Genomic DNA, 15,031 nt, shown 5'->3' on the forward strand with positions numbered 1-15,031 from the left:
TGGCTCGGTCACCGACCGCCCAGCGTGGGCAGGTACCGGATCGCCTCCTCGTGGGTGAGACCGGTGGACTCCAACAGGTCCACGACCAACGGACGGATCAGCAGCACGAGTGCCTCGCCCTCCATGGTCCGCACCCCCATGAGCCCGGGTTCCAGGCGACCGGCCACGGAGATCAGTTCATTGCGCGTCTGGCGCAGGTAGCTTTCACGGGTCTGGGGGTGACTCGCGGAGAACGTGTGATCCAGGCTCAGGATGGCGTCGGAGAGATCGGCGAGGGCCTCGGAGAGGGAGGCCACGGCGTCGTCGGACAGGGAGACGCGGTTGAGGACGGACGCGAGGCGGCGTGCGAAGACGCGCGAGTTGCGCACGGCGAGGTCCACGTACCGGATGCTCTCGCTCAGTTCGTCGATCTCGCGGCGGTGTCGGCGGTGCAGAGGGGATGCGTGGGCGATCTCCCGGGAGGCCGTGAGCCCCGAGCGTACCGAGTCCACGAGCGGCTGCGTCTGACGAGCCCGCACGAGGGCGTGCCACGCGAGGCGCGAATCGGTGTCCGAGACCGCACGGGAGCAGTCCGTGAGCACCTGGGTGAACTCCACGATGAGCTTGCTGAGGTCCTGGCGCGGTTCGCGGCGCGGGTCTTGGGGAATCACGTACGCGAGGAGCAGCGCGCACAGGCACCCCACCACGGCGTCGAAGGACCGCGCGAACACGCCGTCCTGCGACGGCGGGAGGAGCACCACCAGCACGGACTGCAGCCCCATCTGCGTGGTGAAGATCGCGCCGTTGTCAAGGAACCGGGCGAGCAAGAGGGACAGGAGCAACACGAGGGCCGCTTGCCACTCACCATGGCCCAGGACCTGGATGAGCAGATCGCCCATCACGATCCCCAGGGTGCACCCGATCGAGACCTCCAGCACCCGGCGGTAGCGCAGCCCGCCCTTGGCGTACCCCAGGGACACGAGCGCGGCGGTCGCGGCGAAGATGGGGCCTTGATGGCCCAGCAGCCGTTCCGCGATCACGTACGCGCCAACGGCCGCCACGGTCATCTGCACGGCCTGGAAGAAACCGGACGTCATGCGTGCCCAGCCGGAGCGCCCGCGCTTGCCCACGACCTCGGGAACACGACGGAATCGGGAGCGGTACTGAGCTGCTTCCGAGGACGTCATGGCTCCCATCCTAGGCGGGCGCCTCGGACGGACGCGTACCGCGCGGGACGCGTGACCGGGCGGCGCCGTGGCCAGGGGTGGCGCCGGTCACAGGGGTTGTTAACCGCCAGTTCACCTTCCCGGCCGCATCTGTCAATATCGCCTGCCTACGGTAATTCCCGGGCGCGCTGCGGACGCAGCGGCGTTGGACTCCAAGATCCGGTTGTCCGCACCCACCGGGCTCCCCGGTTCACGCTTTCGAAGGGAAATACAGTGAAGGTTTCGCATGTCGGCCGTTCGGCCGCAGTCCTGGCCATTGGTGCCCTCGCTCTGACCGCTTGCGGTTCCGACAACGCCACCGGCAACACCAACAGCGGCGGGGGCTCGGGCGAGAGCAGCGGCGTGTCCGGAACGCTGACCGGCATCGGGGCGTCCTCCCAGCAGGCCGCCATGACCGCGTGGCAGAACGGCTTCCAGTCCGCTAACAGCGGCTCCACCGTGCAGTACTCCCCGGACGGCTCCGGCGCCGGGCGCAAGGCTTTCCTGGCGGGCGGCGCGAACTTCGCCGGCTCGGACGCCTACCTCTCCGACGACGAGGTCGAGCAGGCCAAGCAGCAGTGCGGCCCCGACGGCGCCATGGACCTCCCGGTCTACATCTCCCCGATCTCCGTGGCGTTCAACCTGCCCGGTATCGAGTCCCTGAACCTGGATGCCCCCACCATCGCCAAGATCTTCAAGGGTGAGATCAAGCGCTGGAACGCGGAGCAGATCAAGCAGCAGAACCCGGACGCCGAACTTCCGGACACCCCGATCACGGTGGTGCACCGCAGCGATGACTCCGGGACCACCGAGAACTTCACCGACTACCTGCACAAGGCCGCTCCGCAGGAGTGGACCAAGGACCCGGCACAGGCATGGCCCTCCGAGTACGCGGCGGAGAACAACAAGGGCACCTCCGGCGTGGTCTCCACGACCTCCGGCACCGAGGGCGCCGTGACCTACGCGGACTCCTCCGCCGTGGGCGATCTCGGCACCGCCGCGATCAAGGTGGGCGACCAGTACGTGACCCACTCGCCCGAGGCCGCCGCCAAGGCCGTCGAGGTCTCCGACCAGGCCGAGGGCCGCGGCGAGCACGACCTCGCGATCAACATCGGGCGCGACACCAAGGAATCCGGTGCGTACCCGCTCGTGCTGATCTCCTACCACATCGTGTGCTCCCAGTACGACTCCCAGGAGACCGCGGACCTGGTCAAGGCCTTCGAGAACTACGTGATCTCCGAGGACGGGCAGAAGGCCGCTGCGGACTCTGCCGGTTCCGCCCCGCTGAGCCAGACCCTGCGCGACCAGGCCAAGGCGGCCGTGGACTCCATCACCGCGAAGGGCTGATCCGCCCCGACGACGTGTGAGTGCGGCGCCGGCGTGTCATCGCGCGTCGGCGCCGCGGCCACGCACGCGGCCATCTCGGACCGCCACGTCCTACGCTGTCCGAATTCACCGCTCAGCTCGTTCCACACCTTGATCGAAGGGACTGGTTTATGTCCACCACCATCAGCGCCCGGAAACCGGGGACCCGGCAGTCCTCGGCCGGACGTGCCGGTGACTCCGTCTTCTCCGGACTCAGCCTGGCCGCCGGCATCCTGATCTTCGCGGTGCTCGCGGCCGTCGCGCTATTCCTGTTGCTGCAGGCGCTGCCCACGTTCGCCGCCCCCGCCGAGGAGATCACCGGTGGGCAGGGCTTCTTCCACTACATTTGGCCGCTCATCGTGGGCACGCTCATCGCCGCGGTGATCGCCCTGCTGATCGCCACACCCGTGGGCATCCTGGTGGCGCTCTACATCTCCCACTACGCACCGGCCAAGATCTCCAAGCCGGTGGGCTACGTGATCGACCTGCTCGCGGCCATTCCCTCCGTGATCTACGGCGCGTGGGGTGCCACGGTGCTCGCGCCGGCGCTCGTACCGTTGTACAACTGGCTCACCGAGCACCTGGGCTTCATCTCCATCTTCGACGGGCCCGCGTCCCAGACGGGTAAGACCATGCTCACCGCAGGCATCGTGCTGGCCATCATGATCCTGCCGATCATCACGTCCATGTCCCGCGAGATCTTCACGCAGACGCCCAAGCTCCACGAGGAGGCCGCGCTGGCACTGGGGGCCACGCGGTGGGAGATGATCCGGATGGCTGTGCTGCCGTTCGCGCGCCCCGGGATCATCTCCTCGATCATGCTGGCCCTGGGCCGCGCCCTCGGCGAGACCATGGCGGTGGCCCTGGTGCTGTCCTCCGGGCCCATGATCGCGTCCCTGATCAAGTCCGGTAACCAGACGATCGCCGCGGAGATCGCGCTGAACTTCCCCGAGGCCTACGGCCTGCGGTTGTCCGAACTGATCGCGGCCGGTCTCGTGCTGTTCCTGATCACCCTCGTGGTCAACATGATCGCCCGCGCCATCATCGCTCGCTACAAGGAATTCTCGGGGGCCAACTGATGACCACGTCCACCCAACCCGGAACCTCACCCGTCCGCCAGTCAAGGCTCACCCGCGGTCAGCGCCCCAAGTGGCTCGTCCCCGTCATCGGCGTGGCCGCGATCGTGGCGGGGGCCGCGCTTGCCGCTCTGGTGGGGTTCAGTATCGCGCTGTGGGCCCTGTTCGCCACCGTGATCTTCCTGGTGGTCGGCCCGCTGGCCGTGGGCATGATCGAGGGTTCCCGCGCCGGGGCCGATTCGCTCATGACCTTCCTGGTCTATGCCGCCTTCATCCTCGCGGTGATCCCGCTGATCTCCGTGATCTGGACGGTGCTCGCCAATGGCATCCCCGGTCTGACCTCCAACATGTTGTTCACCTCCATGAACGGGGTCACGGGCTTCCACGACAACCAGGCCGATGCGCCCAGTCAGGTGATGGGCGGCGCCTACCACGCGATCATCGGTACGGTGTCCATCACGTTCTGGGCCACGCTCATGTCCGTGCCCGTGGGGTTGCTCACCGCGATCTACCTCGTGGAGTACTCCCGGGGCGGCTGGCTCGGCAAGGCCATCACGTTCTTCGTGGACGTCATGACCGGTATCCCGTCCATCGTGGCTGGTCTGTTCGCGGCCGCTCTGTTCGGCATGATCTTCGGCCCCTCGACCCGTACCGGGTTCGTGGCGGCGGTCGCGCTGACCGTGCTGATGATCCCCACGGTGGTCAAGAACACCGAGGAGATGCTGCGGATCGTGCCCAACGAACTGCGCGAGGCGTCCTACGCGCTGGGTGTGCGCAAGTGGCGGACCATCCTCAAGGTGGTCATCCCCACGGCCATCTCGGGTATCGCCTCGGGTGTGACCCTCGCGATCGCCCGTGTGATCGGTGAGACGGCGCCGCTGCTCGTGACCGCGGGCTTCGCCACGGCCATCAACTGGAACTCGTTCTCCGGCTGGATGACCACGCTGCCCACGTTCATCTACTACCAGATCATGACACCCACCTCGCCCACGAACCCCGATCCGTCCCTGCAGCGGGCCTGGGCCGCGGCGCTGATCCTGATCGTGATCGTGATGCTGCTCAACCTCGTGGCACGCTTGATCGCCAGGGCCTTCGCTCCCAAGACCGCCGGCCGCTGAGTGCTGGCCGACCATTCGATCTAAGGAAACACACCCATGTCGAAACGAATCGACGTCGAAAACCTCAACGTCTACTACGGCGATTTCCTGGCGGTCCAGGACGTCAGCATGAACATCGAACCCCGCTCGGTCACAGCGTTCATCGGTCCCTCCGGTTGCGGCAAGTCCACGTTCCTGCGCACCCTCAACCGCATGCACGAGGTGATCCCGGGTGCTTACGCCCAGGGCAAGGTGCTGCTGGACGGGGACGATCTCTACGGCAAGGGCGTGGACCCCGTGACTGTGCGCTCCATGGTGGGCATGGTGTTCCAGCGCCCCAACCCGTTCCCCACGATGTCCATCCGCGACAACGTGCTCGCGGGCGTGAAGCTCAACAACAAGCGCATCTCGAGCAAGGACGCGGACGAGCTCGTGGAGAGCTCGCTGCGCGGCGCGAACCTCTGGAACGAGGTCAAGGACCGTTTGGACAAGCCCGGTTCCGGTCTTTCCGGTGGTCAACAGCAGCGGCTGTGCATCGCCCGCGCAATCGCGGTCAAGCCGGACGTGATCCTCATGGACGAGCCGTGCTCCGCGCTGGACCCCATCTCCACGCTCGCGATTGAGGACCTGATCAACGAGATCAAGACCGATTACACCGTGGTGATCGTGACCCACAACATGCAGCAGGCGTCCCGTGTGTCGGACAAGACCGCGTTCTTCAACATCGAGGGCACGGGCAAGCCCGGCCGTCTGATCGAGTACGCGCCCACCACGGACATCTTCAACAACCCGCAGAAGAAGGACACCGAGGACTACGTGTCCGGCCGCTTCGGCTGATCCGCGTCCTCGCGCACGCGAACGGTGCCCTCCGTCTCGGAGGGCACCGTTCGCTGTGCACGCCCGGGGGGTACGACGGCGCTCCGGCCGGACCCGGGGGTACGACGACGCACGCACCGGGAGCGCGCAGCGACCCGCACCGTGCGACGTCGTCAGCCTCCGCGTGCCCCGATCGTGACGCGTGCCCCGAGCGAACCGCGGGTACGGATCAGGCCGCGGGGACCTGGATCAGCGGGGAGGCCGCCAGGAACAGGATGGCGGAGACCACGCCGCACACGGGGACCGTGGCGACCCACGAGGCGATGACCCGCAGCACGGTGGCGTGATACACGGTACGGAACTTCTGGGCGGAACCCGCGCCCAGGATCGCCGCGGTGGTGGTTTGGGACGTAGAGAGCGGAATGGGGGAGAGGAACCCCCCCACGAACAGCAGGGCGCCGGACACCGTTTGCGCCGCCGCTCCGCGCAGGGGATCCAGCGTCACGATGCGTGCGGAGAGGGTGTAGGAGATCCGCCAGCCGCCCAGCAGGGTACCGAACGCGAGACACGCCCCCACGAGCACCGTGAGCCACACGGGGATGCTGTCCCGGGAGAGGTTGGGGTTCACGATCAGTAGGAGGACCAACAGGATCCACAACGTGCGCCGGGCGTGCTGGATCCCGTGTCCGAAGTGGATGGCCGCGGCACCCGTGGCCTGCACGACCCCGGCGCGGAAGTTCACGCGTCCCGGGGTCTCGTGGCGTACCAGGTACACGATGGGCACGACCAGCAGGAACGCGAGCCCGAACGCGATCACGGGGGAGATCAGCAGGGGGAGCAGCACGTTCCAGGAGAAGTAGGAGCCCATGGCCAGGTGTTCGTCGTAGAGCCCCACGGCGCGTGCTCCGAGCAGAGCACCCACCACGGCGCCGCCGATCGCGGCGGTGGAGGACGTGGGCATGCGCCACCACCACGTGAGGAGGTCCCACCCGATGGCCGTGAGTAGGGCGCACAACAGGGCCACCACGCCCGCGTCGTTGAGGGGGATGGGGATCTCGAACGAGATCAGCCGGTCCAGGACCAGCCCCACCAGGAGGGCGCCCATGAGGTTGAACACCGCTCCGGTCCACAGGGCCACACGGGGTGTCAGGGCGTTGAACCGTACGGGCAGGGCCACGGCGTTGGAGGCGTCGTGGAAACCGTTGACGACCGTTAAGACCAGGGTCAGGAGGATGCCTACGCCGGCCAGTAACTCTGTCACGGCGCGTTAGGACTCTGCCACGAGGATCCGGCCCACCTCTGCGGAGACCTGGCCCAGGGCGCGTGCGGCATCGAAGAGCTGGCGGGCGGCGTCCATGCGGCGGATGGCCTGGGCCGTCTTGAACTGCTCCAGCAAGCTCGCGCGGTACACCCGGTGGGTCCGTTCGGCCTGGCGCGTGAGACGGATCATCTCGAACCAGTAGTCGTCCAGCTCGTTCAAGCTGGTCAGCCGGCCCATGGCCTTGGTGGTCATGAGCGACATGTGCTGGATCACCGCGAGCTGCTCGGTCGCGTGCGAGGTGGGCCGCTCCAGCTTGTACAGCTGGTGGGTCTCGGCACTCGCCACGAGGCACTGGACGGCTCGCAACAGCCACTGCCCCAGGATGTAGACGTCCTGGCGCGGGATGGGCACCACGTACGAGGAGCGCGTGGTGGTCATCAGGGAGAAGTAAAGGTTGGTGCAGCGGTCCTCGGTGTCCAGGAGGTCCGTGATGGGGCGCTGCCAGGTCTTGTCGATCTGCCCGATGTGTTCGGCGAGCTGATCCACCGCGGTGCCCACGCACTGGGACATCTGGACCAGGAGCTCGGTCACCCGCTCGTCCTCCGGGAAGATCCGAAAGGCCATCCGTTCGTCCTCCCGTCGAACCGTTCACTTTTCGGCCGTCACTGTACCGAACGAAAGTTAACCAGGGGGACATGTGGATCTTGTTGAGGGGGCGGTGCCGGACCGGGAGCGCCTCTCGGCGGAAGGCCGCTCGTAGCGGCTAAATGATGGAGCCCGGGGCTGCCACGGCCCGACACCTGCCTCCATAATAATCCCCGACCCCGGGGGCGCCGCAAAGCGGTCCGTCCGGACGAGGACGCCCCGCGGGGGCAGTCCCTTACTCGAGCGCACCCCTGCGCCACGCGGCGGCCGCGGACTCGAGTTCCTCCGCGGTGCGGATCAGGCGGGGGATGCGGCGCCACGGATCGCGCACGCCGAGGCTCGAGATGTCCAGCGTGCGTTCCTGGCCCGTGGCGATCACGCGGCAGAACGCGGCGGAGCGTTCGAGAGCGACGTCGAACTCGCCGTCGAACGCGCCGGAGAGGATGGCGTCCGCGACCTCGCAGATCTCCTCCGCGCCGGGCGGGTCCGCGACGCCCGCGACCACGTTGGACACCTGCGCGGTCTGCTTGCCCGCGGCGAACCAGCGGCCCATGCGGTAGGGGTCCTTGCGGGCGGCGGCGCGCAGCGCGTAGAGCCGCCACAGCGCACCCGGGAGGGACACCGCGGGGGCCTGCGCCCACATCTCCGCGATCCCCTCGAGACCCTGCTCGTCCGTGAGCCGAACGAGGCGATCGTGGACCACCGGATCCGCGGATTCCCGGCCCCGCGACACGAGCGCCTGCGCGGCCAGGTGGGCCGCCTCCGATACTCGGGCGGGGTCCGTGCCGCCCTCGTGGGCGTCGAACTTCTCGGGGGAGAACTTCACGGGCGAATGATGCGTGCGGTGTTCGGACATGCGCCCGAGTGTACGCCGCGCACCTTTCACGGGGCTCGGCGGATCAGTCGACCGTGTGCGTCTCCCCGGCCTGCTGACGCCAGCGTTCCTCGATGCGCAGCAGGGCCTGCTGGGACACCGCGCGCCACCACCGCAGGGCCAGCCGGGGGTCCTCCTCCTCGATCTCCTGGATCGCCTCCGGGGAGAGCCTGCGCGCGGAGACGTCCGTGAGCGCGGTGAAGCTCACCAGATGGCGCATATTGGTACCCAGGGCGATCTCACCGAAGCTCATCCCCGGGCCGATCACCTCCAGTTCCACGCGGTCACCCTGCGGTGAGCGCCGGGAGACCTCCACGTTGCCGGACGTGACCATGTACACGCCATTGAACTTCTGGCCCGTGCGCAACACCGTGGTCCCGGCCTTCCAGTCCACGGACTCGGTGCGTGAGCGGATGCGCTCCACGTCCTCCTCGCCGAGCGTGCTCAGCAGTTCGGAACGGGTGGAGTGCACCTTGTCCGGGGTGCACCCGGGGCCGCCGAAGCGCTCCAGGATCTGGTCCTCGGCCCACGTGAGGGCCTCGGCGCGCGTGGCGAAGACCGTGAGCGGGTGTTCGAGGTTCCGCGTGTTCTCACCGCTCTTCTCCGCGACGAGCACCATGTGGTGGCCCGTCTTCTCGATCTGTTCGGCGGTGCGGCTGAGCATGGGCAGGACGAAGCGGGCCATATCGTCCACCTGCCGGATGTCCACGAGCACGTAACTGGACCTGCGGGCGGCGTCGCGCACCGTGCGCACCGCGGTCTCGGCCCCGGCGAAGCGCAGATCGCCCTGCAGCTCGATGATCCGAGCGTCCTCGCCGTGGGCGTCGAGCACCTCGGTGGCGGCCTCGTTGCGCCGCACCAACGACGGCGCTTCCGCCAGGGCGTACTCGGAGCGCACCGTGGAGTGCCCGTTGCGTTCCGTGCGGGCGAAGTGCAGGTCCAGGTCCTTGGTGAGCCGTTCGCATGCGGCCACGCCGCGCACGGAGTTGCCGTGGCGGTCCAGGGGCGGGGAGAACACCGCGACCGCGAGCTGCCCCGGGAGCACGGCCACCACGCCACCGCTGACCCCGGACTTGGCGGGCAGGCCCACGCGGATGGCCCAGCGCCCGGCGTCGTCGTACATCCCGCACGTGCTCATCACGGACAGCACGTCCGAGACGACCTCGGGGTCCAGGACGCGCTCGCCGGTCACGGGGTTGCGCCCGCCGGCCGCGAGCGTGGCACCCATGCGGGCCAGGTCCACGCAGTTGAGCATGATCGAGCACTGGCCGAAGTAGTCCTCGAGCGCGCCGGTGGGATCCCCCTCGATGATCCCCCGGGACGCGAGCAGCCAGCCCAGCGCGCGGTTGCGGTCCCCGGCCTTGTGCTCCTGCGACTGGATGTTCTTGTTGATCCGCAGCTGCCGGCCCGCGCATCGGGAATGCAACCGCAGGATCCGTTCCATGCGCGTGCCGTGGGACGTGTTGCGCACGAGGGACGTCGCCGCGATCGCGCCCGCGTTGATCATGGGGTTCGCGGGGCGTCCCGTCTCCGGCTGCAGTGAGATCTCGTTGAAGGCGTCACCGCTCGGTTCCACGTCGATCTTCTCGAACACACCCTCAGGGCCGCGGTCCGTGAGCGCCTGGGCATACGTGAAGGCCTTGGAGATGGACTGGATGCAGAATTCGAGCTTGGTGTCCCCGGCCTGGTAGAGCGCGCCGTCCACGGTGGCCACGGCGATCCCCACGATGTTCTCGTCCGCGGCCGCGAGCTCCGGGACGGAATTGTTCACCGTGCCGTCCGTCAGCGGGCGCAGGTCCTCCACCACGCGGCGCAGGTACTCGGTGACGGGGGAGGGGCCCAGCTTGGACATCGCGACGGTGCTCATGGGTCATTCCTCGAAGGCTCGGCGGGAACCCCGCGGCGGGCTGCGCACGCCCCGGGTGTCGTCTCCTCCCAGGGTCCCATATTGCGGACGGGCCCGGTCGACGACGACGCCGCGCGCTCGCCCACGGCGCGATGGCTCGTCGCGCCGCGCGGTGCGGCCCGCTGGGCCCGCCCGTGGTTGCCGTCGGTGCCGCGCGGGAGGCCGCTTCCCGAACTGGAAATGCGCCCGCGCTGCGGTAGAGTAGCCGTGCTCGGTGGCGGGAACTCGCGGCTGGGCACGCGCCTTTAGCTCAGTTGGTAGAGCAGTGGACTTTTAATCCATGGGTCGTGGGTTCGAGCCCCACAGGGCGCACCACCTCCCGGAACCGGAGACCATGTGCCCCGTGGCGATCACGATCGCGCGGGGCATTTCCGTGTCCGCTCGCATTCGGGGCCCGGGGCGAGCGGCCTTCGGCGCCCCGGACCTGCCCGCGTGCAGCGACTCTGGCAGAGTCGCGCTCAGTGCGCCGGGCCGACCCGTACGAGGCGCGCGAGCGCCCAGCCCATGAGCGGGCGGTAGGCCAGCAGGACGGGGGCGGGGCCCTGGATCCTGACGTCCGCGCGGGAACCGCCGCTCGGGGTGGGAGCGACATCGTGCGTGAGCTCCAGCGTCACGGGACCCACGCGCACGCGCCAGGACCACGAATGCAGGTTGGCGCGGACGCTCATCACACGGAACGCCGCGGGCACCACGCCCAGGGCCGTGACCACGCCCGAGGTGCCGGGGGCCAGGGTGGTGGAATCGGCGCGGACGTTCGTGAGGTGGGGAGCCCACACGGTCCACAGATCGAGGCGCTCGTAGTGCTGCCACACGTCCGCCGGGCGAGCGGGGCCGGTGCGGGTCACGGTCATGTCCATGGCACCAGTGTGCCCGGGATCCGCGCGGACGGGGGCGTCACGCAACGGTAAGCCCACTGTCGATTGTGGGGCGAGCCGGCGGACTGGGATCATGGGGCGCATGGACCCGGCCTATCGCGTAGACGTCTTCACCGATCCCGGGCTGTGCTCCGCGATCTTCAGTCGATTGCAGCACCGCCACGGCGGGGACAGCTTCGGGGACTACCAGCTCGTGCGCCGGGACAGGACCATCCCCCTGCGCCCCGACAACAGCCTGGACGTGGACGCCGTGCGCGCGTGGTCCCGCGAGGGTGAGGCCGATTTCCAGGTCGTGATCACGGAGATCCCCCGGCGGGCGGGCAAGCTGCCCAAGATGGCGGAGCTGCACTTCGAGGACGGGCTCGTGATCATCTCGCTGCCCGCGCTGGGCTGGCGGGGGCTCACGACCAAACTGGAACGCGCCATCTTCGACTCCCTGGACACCCTGGCCCATCAGGACCTCCGGGACGTCCAGGACCGGCGTGTGCGCTTCGGAGTGGTCCACGAGCAGGACGTGGACACCGGGCGTTCCGTGTTCATTGCGTCGCCGTGGTGGTGGCCAGGTCGCATCCGCCTGGTCCTGGGCATGGTGCGCACCAACCAGCCGTTCCAGGACGTCACCAAGCTCAAGCGCATGTGGGCGGCCGCCTCGGCCACCGGCGCGTTCGGCGTGTTCTACTCCTCCATCTGGCAGATGTCCCTGGCGTTGCCCTCGTGGCGGCTCGCCCTGATCTCGCTCCTGGCGGTTGGGGCCATGGTGGGGTGGCTGATGTTCAGCAACCGCCTGTGGGACCCGCCCCGGCGGCTCGGCAGCCGCGTGGAGGCCGCGATGTACAACGCCTCCACGATCGCCACGCTGCTCGTGACGGTTCTCACGTTCTACACCGTGCTCATGGCGGGGATCCTCGTGGCCGCTCTGGTGGTGATCGAAGTCGGATACATGCAATCCGTGATCGGAGTCTCTCCCTCGCTGAGCAACTACGTGGACATCGCGTGGCTCTCTGCCTCGCTCGGCACGATCGCCGGTGCTCTCGGGTCGAACTTCGACAGCCACGCGGACATCGAGCGGTTGACGCAGGGTCAGCGGAACGCCGAGCGGGTCGAGAAGGACGACGACCACTGACACGGGTCCCCATGACGGGCATTTGGGGCGTCCGAGCTGTCCCCATTTTGCGCTACGAATCAGCGCCGTCGTCCGGTCGATTGCGCGCAATGGAAGCGGGGAATCGGCCTCCCACGTGGGAGAACATGCGCTTGAGTTGATTTGTCCACAAAACTGCGATGGGTCTTGCGTGACGCGGTGACCGCTGGAAATCCTGGTGCGGACGTGTCAGCATATTCATGTCGCAACACGGGACATTCAGTGATATGCGGTCATGACCGGGGGGAATACGGGCCGCACGTCGATGACGGATTCGTACGCGTTCCACGCTGGGGGGCGTGGTGTGTTCGGGTCACCCGTGACGCGACGGTACGAGGTTCATGCCGGGGGGCATGTGCTTCGAGCGGACCTGATCCGCGCCGGTTCTCCGGCATATGCGTCCGCTGCGCCGCATGGACTCCTTCGGGGGAATGAGTCCTGGCGCAGCGGACGCAACGCGTTAAGGGGTCGTACGCCCGACCCGGCGCGTCATGGGGCCTGATGCAGAGGGCCGCACCTCGCGCCGTGGTGGGCGCTCCGGTCGCTTCTGCGTGTCCGAACCTGCTGGGACACTCGAGTCATGACCGCGCCCGCGAACACCGCACCCCTCCGGGACCGAGCCCTGCACCACCTCCGTGAGCTCACGGGGAACCCGCACGCCGATTTCCACCCCGGTCAGTTCGAGGCCATCTCCGCACTCGTCCAGGAGCATCGGCGCGCACTCGTGGTGCAGCGCACCGGGTGGGGGAAATCGGCGGTGTACTTCCTGTCCGCGCTGTTGATGCGGGCCCAGGGCTACGGCCCCACGCTGATCATCTCCCCGCTGCTCGCACTCATGCGGGACCAGGTCGCGGCGGCCCAGCGCGCGGGTGTCCGCGCCGCGGCCATCTCGTCCGCCAACCCCACCGAGTGGGCGGAGATCTCCGCGGCACTGGATCGCGGTGAGATCGACGTCCTGTTGGTGTCCCCGGAACGCCTCAACAATCCCCGTTTCCGGGACGAGCAACTCCCACAGCTCGTCTCCCGGCTCGGACTTCTCGTCGTGGACGAGGCCCACTGCATCTCGGACTGGGGTCACGACTTTCGCCCGGACTACCGGCGAATCAAGGACCTGCTCGCGGACCTCTCGGACTCGGTGGCCGTACTGGCCACCACGGCCACCGCCAACGAACGCGTGATCGAGGACGTCCGGGAGCAGCTCGGGGTGGGCTCCGGGTACCGCGGCGAGGTGTTCACCCTGCGCGGTCCGCTGTCCCGCGCGTCCCTGCGGCTCGGCGTGCTGCGACTGCCCTCCACCGCCACACGGCTCGCCTGGTTGCTCGAACACCTGGACCAGCTTCCAGGCAGCGGGATCATCTACGCGTTGACCATCGGGGCGGCGGAGGACACTGCCCGAGCGCTGACGGAGGCGGGCCATCCCGTGGCGGCCTACACCGGTCGCACGGACGCGGCGGAACGCGAGGAACTCGAGGTCGCCCTGAAGGAGAACCGGGTCAAGGCCCTTGTGGCCACGTCCGCGCTGGGCATGGGCTTCGACAAACCGGACCTGGGTTTCGTGGTGCACCTGGGAGCGCCGTCGTCCCCGGTGGCGTACTACCAGCAGGTGGGGCGCGCGGGGCGCGCGACCGACACCGCGGACGTCCTGCTGCTACCGGGCGGCGAGGACCGGGAGATCTGGGAGTACTTCGCCACCGCGTCCATGCCCACCGAGGAGAAGGCCACCGCGGTGCTCACCGCGCTCGCGGAGAACGGCGGCCCGTTGTCGGTGGCGGCTCTCGAGCCGCGGGTCAACATCAAACGCACCCCGCTCGAGCTGTTGCTCAAGGTGCTCGCGGTGGACGGCGCGGTGGAACGGGTCTCCGGCGGCTGGCAGAGCACGGGCCTGCCCTGGACCTACGACGCCCCGCGTTACGAGCGGGTGCGCAAGGCCAGGATCGCGGAACAGCAGGCCATGATGGATTACCAGTTCACGAGCGAGTGCCGCATGCGCTTCCTCACCCGCCAGCTCGACGACGCCACCGCGGAGCCGTGCGGTCGGTGCGACGTGTGCGCCGGGCCGTGGTACCCCACCACCGTGCATTCCGACGCCTCCGCCGCCGCGGACGCCGCCCTGCACCGGGCCGGTGTCCCCGTGGAACCCCGCGCGCAGTGGCCCACCGGCATGGATCGATTGGGGTTGCAGGCCAAGGGGAAGATCCCGGAAACGGAACGCGCCGAACGCGGCCGCGCCCTGGCCCGGCTCACCGATCTCGGATGGGGGCAGCGGTTGCGGGAGATCTTCCGCTCGGACGAGCACGGCGATCCCGTGGATTCGGTGGTCACGGCGGACCTGGGACGCGCGAGCATCACCGTCCTGGCGCAGTGGGACTGGCAGGAACGGCCCACCGCGGTCGTGGCCATGCCGTCGCTGTCCCACCCACAGCTCGTGGACTCGCTGGCCCGCGGGCTGGCCTCCGCGGGGCACCTGCCGTTCTGGGGCTCGCTCGAACTGAATCCGGACGTCCCCCGCGACTCCCACGGCGGCAACAGCGCCTACCGGCTCGCCGAGGTGTGGGACCGGTTCCTGGTCCCGGAGCCCCTCGCGGAACAGTTGGCGCGGGCGCCGCGGGCGAGCGTGCTGCTCGTGGACGACCTCGTGGACAGCCGGTGGAGCCTCACGGTCGCGGCCCGGCAGTTGCGCCACGCCGGGGCGGACGCGGTGCTGCCGTTCGTACTCGCCGCCCAGGGGTGAATCGGGCGGCCGTGGGATGGATCGGGCACTCTTAAGGGGACACCCAGGCGACGGGAAACG

At 68.7% G+C, this 15,031-nt stretch carries 12 protein-coding genes and 1 tRNA gene; 7 read left to right on the top strand and 6 right to left on the bottom strand.

Features of this window, described 5'->3' with window-relative positions; genetic code table 11:
• Nucleotides 1–8: 8 nt before the first annotated feature.
• A complete protein-coding gene (locus tag Q9R22_RS10385) occupies nt 9–1,166 on the bottom strand; it encodes an aromatic acid exporter family protein (RefSeq protein WP_131333402.1) in 1,158 nt (385 codons plus the stop codon).
• Nucleotides 1,167–1,418: 252 nt separating this feature from the next.
• Between Q9R22_RS10385 and pstS the strand changes: the two genes are divergently transcribed.
• The 4 genes from pstS to pstB all read left to right on the top strand — a co-directional run bounded on the left by pstS (nt 1,419) and on the right by pstB (nt 5,559).
• The gene (gene pstS / locus Q9R22_RS10390) at nt 1,419–2,531 is read left to right on the top strand and encodes a phosphate ABC transporter substrate-binding protein PstS (RefSeq protein ID WP_131333401.1); all 1,113 of its coding nucleotides are present in this window, start codon (nt 1,419–1,421) and stop codon (nt 2,529–2,531) included.
• Between the two features lie 149 nt (nt 2,532–2,680).
• The gene (pstC, locus tag Q9R22_RS10395; RefSeq protein WP_131333400.1) at nt 2,681–3,628 is read left to right on the top strand and encodes a phosphate ABC transporter permease subunit PstC; all 948 of its coding nucleotides are present in this window, start codon (nt 2,681–2,683) and stop codon (nt 3,626–3,628) included.
• Nucleotides 3,628–4,743: a phosphate ABC transporter permease PstA gene (gene pstA / locus Q9R22_RS10400; RefSeq protein ID WP_085108135.1), complete on the top strand. Its 1,116-nt coding sequence runs from the start codon at nt 3,628–3,630 to the stop codon at nt 4,741–4,743. Before pstC ends, pstA begins: the two co-directional genes overlap by 1 nt.
• 36 nt (nt 4,744–4,779) lie before the next feature.
• Nucleotides 4,780–5,559: a phosphate ABC transporter ATP-binding protein PstB gene (pstB, locus tag Q9R22_RS10405; protein WP_064846305.1), complete on the top strand. Its 780-nt coding sequence runs from the start codon at nt 4,780–4,782 to the stop codon at nt 5,557–5,559.
• 208 nt (nt 5,560–5,767) lie between these two features.
• Here the strand turns inward: pstB and Q9R22_RS10410 are convergent, their stop codons facing one another.
• The 4 genes from Q9R22_RS10410 to glsA form a co-directional block, all read right to left on the bottom strand.
• The gene (locus Q9R22_RS10410) at nt 5,768–6,799 is read right to left on the bottom strand and encodes an inorganic phosphate transporter (protein WP_131333399.1); all 1,032 of its coding nucleotides are present in this window, start codon (nt 6,797–6,799) and stop codon (nt 5,768–5,770) included.
• A 6-nt stretch (nt 6,800–6,805) separates the two neighbouring features.
• Nucleotides 6,806–7,423 carry a hypothetical protein gene (locus Q9R22_RS10415; RefSeq protein WP_131333398.1) on the bottom strand — a complete coding sequence of 206 codons (618 nt, stop codon included), beginning with the start codon at nt 7,421–7,423 and terminating at the stop codon, nt 6,806–6,808.
• A gap of 256 nt (nt 7,424–7,679) precedes the next feature.
• Nucleotides 7,680–8,300, bottom strand: a complete 621-nt coding sequence (locus tag Q9R22_RS10420) for a hypothetical protein (RefSeq protein WP_131333397.1) — start codon at nt 8,298–8,300, stop codon at nt 7,680–7,682.
• Nucleotides 8,301–8,343: 43 nt separating this feature from the next.
• Nucleotides 8,344–10,185: a glutaminase A gene (glsA, locus tag Q9R22_RS10425; RefSeq protein ID WP_131333396.1), complete on the bottom strand. Its 1,842-nt coding sequence runs from the start codon at nt 10,183–10,185 to the stop codon at nt 8,344–8,346.
• Between the two features lie 278 nt (nt 10,186–10,463).
• Here glsA and Q9R22_RS10430 point away from each other — a divergent pair.
• Nucleotides 10,464–10,539, top strand: a tRNA-Lys gene (locus Q9R22_RS10430).
• A gap of 143 nt (nt 10,540–10,682) precedes the next feature.
• Here the strand turns inward: Q9R22_RS10430 and Q9R22_RS10435 are convergent.
• On the bottom strand, nt 10,683–11,081 hold the full coding sequence (locus Q9R22_RS10435; RefSeq protein WP_131333395.1) for an SRPBCC family protein: 399 nt from the start codon (nt 11,079–11,081) through the stop codon (nt 10,683–10,685).
• A gap of 100 nt (nt 11,082–11,181) precedes the next feature.
• Between Q9R22_RS10435 and Q9R22_RS10440 the strand changes: the two genes are divergently transcribed.
• On the top strand, nt 11,182–12,222 hold the full coding sequence (locus tag Q9R22_RS10440) for a hypothetical protein (RefSeq protein WP_207387844.1): 1,041 nt from the start codon (nt 11,182–11,184) through the stop codon (nt 12,220–12,222).
• Nucleotides 12,223–12,820: 598 nt separating this feature from the next.
• Nucleotides 12,821–14,971: an ATP-dependent DNA helicase RecQ gene (locus Q9R22_RS10445; protein WP_131333393.1), complete on the top strand. Its 2,151-nt coding sequence runs from the start codon at nt 12,821–12,823 to the stop codon at nt 14,969–14,971.
• Nucleotides 14,972–15,031: the final 60 nt, after the last annotated feature.

Source organism: Kocuria sp. PD6 (assembly GCF_031844145.1).
GTDB lineage: Bacteria > Actinomycetota > Actinomycetes > Actinomycetales > Micrococcaceae > Kocuria > Kocuria marina.

What these genes read in the sequence shown, in the direction of transcription:
- Q9R22_RS10385 (WP_131333402.1), bottom strand. Translation starts at nt 1,166, where the DNA reads ATGACGTCCTCGGAAGCAGCTCAGTACCGCTCCCGATTCCGTCGTGTT.
- pstC (WP_131333400.1), top strand. Translation starts at nt 2,681, where the DNA reads ATGTCCACCACCATCAGCGCCCGGAAACCGGGGACCCGGCAGTCCTCG.
- pstA (WP_085108135.1), top strand. Translation starts at nt 3,628, where the DNA reads ATGACCACGTCCACCCAACCCGGAACCTCACCCGTCCGCCAGTCAAGG.
- pstB (WP_064846305.1), top strand. Translation starts at nt 4,780, where the DNA reads ATGTCGAAACGAATCGACGTCGAAAACCTCAACGTCTACTACGGCGAT.
- Q9R22_RS10415 (WP_131333398.1), bottom strand. Translation starts at nt 7,423, where the DNA reads ATGGCCTTTCGGATCTTCCCGGAGGACGAGCGGGTGACCGAGCTCCTG.
- Q9R22_RS10420 (WP_131333397.1), bottom strand. Translation starts at nt 8,300, where the DNA reads ATGTCCGAACACCGCACGCATCATTCGCCCGTGAAGTTCTCCCCCGAG.
- glsA (WP_131333396.1), bottom strand. Translation starts at nt 10,185, where the DNA reads ATGAGCACCGTCGCGATGTCCAAGCTGGGCCCCTCCCCCGTCACCGAG.
- Q9R22_RS10435 (WP_131333395.1), bottom strand. Translation starts at nt 11,081, where the DNA reads ATGGACATGACCGTGACCCGCACCGGCCCCGCTCGCCCGGCGGACGTG.
- Q9R22_RS10440 (WP_207387844.1), top strand. Translation starts at nt 11,182, where the DNA reads ATGGACCCGGCCTATCGCGTAGACGTCTTCACCGATCCCGGGCTGTGC.
- Q9R22_RS10445 (WP_131333393.1), top strand. Translation starts at nt 12,821, where the DNA reads ATGACCGCGCCCGCGAACACCGCACCCCTCCGGGACCGAGCCCTGCAC.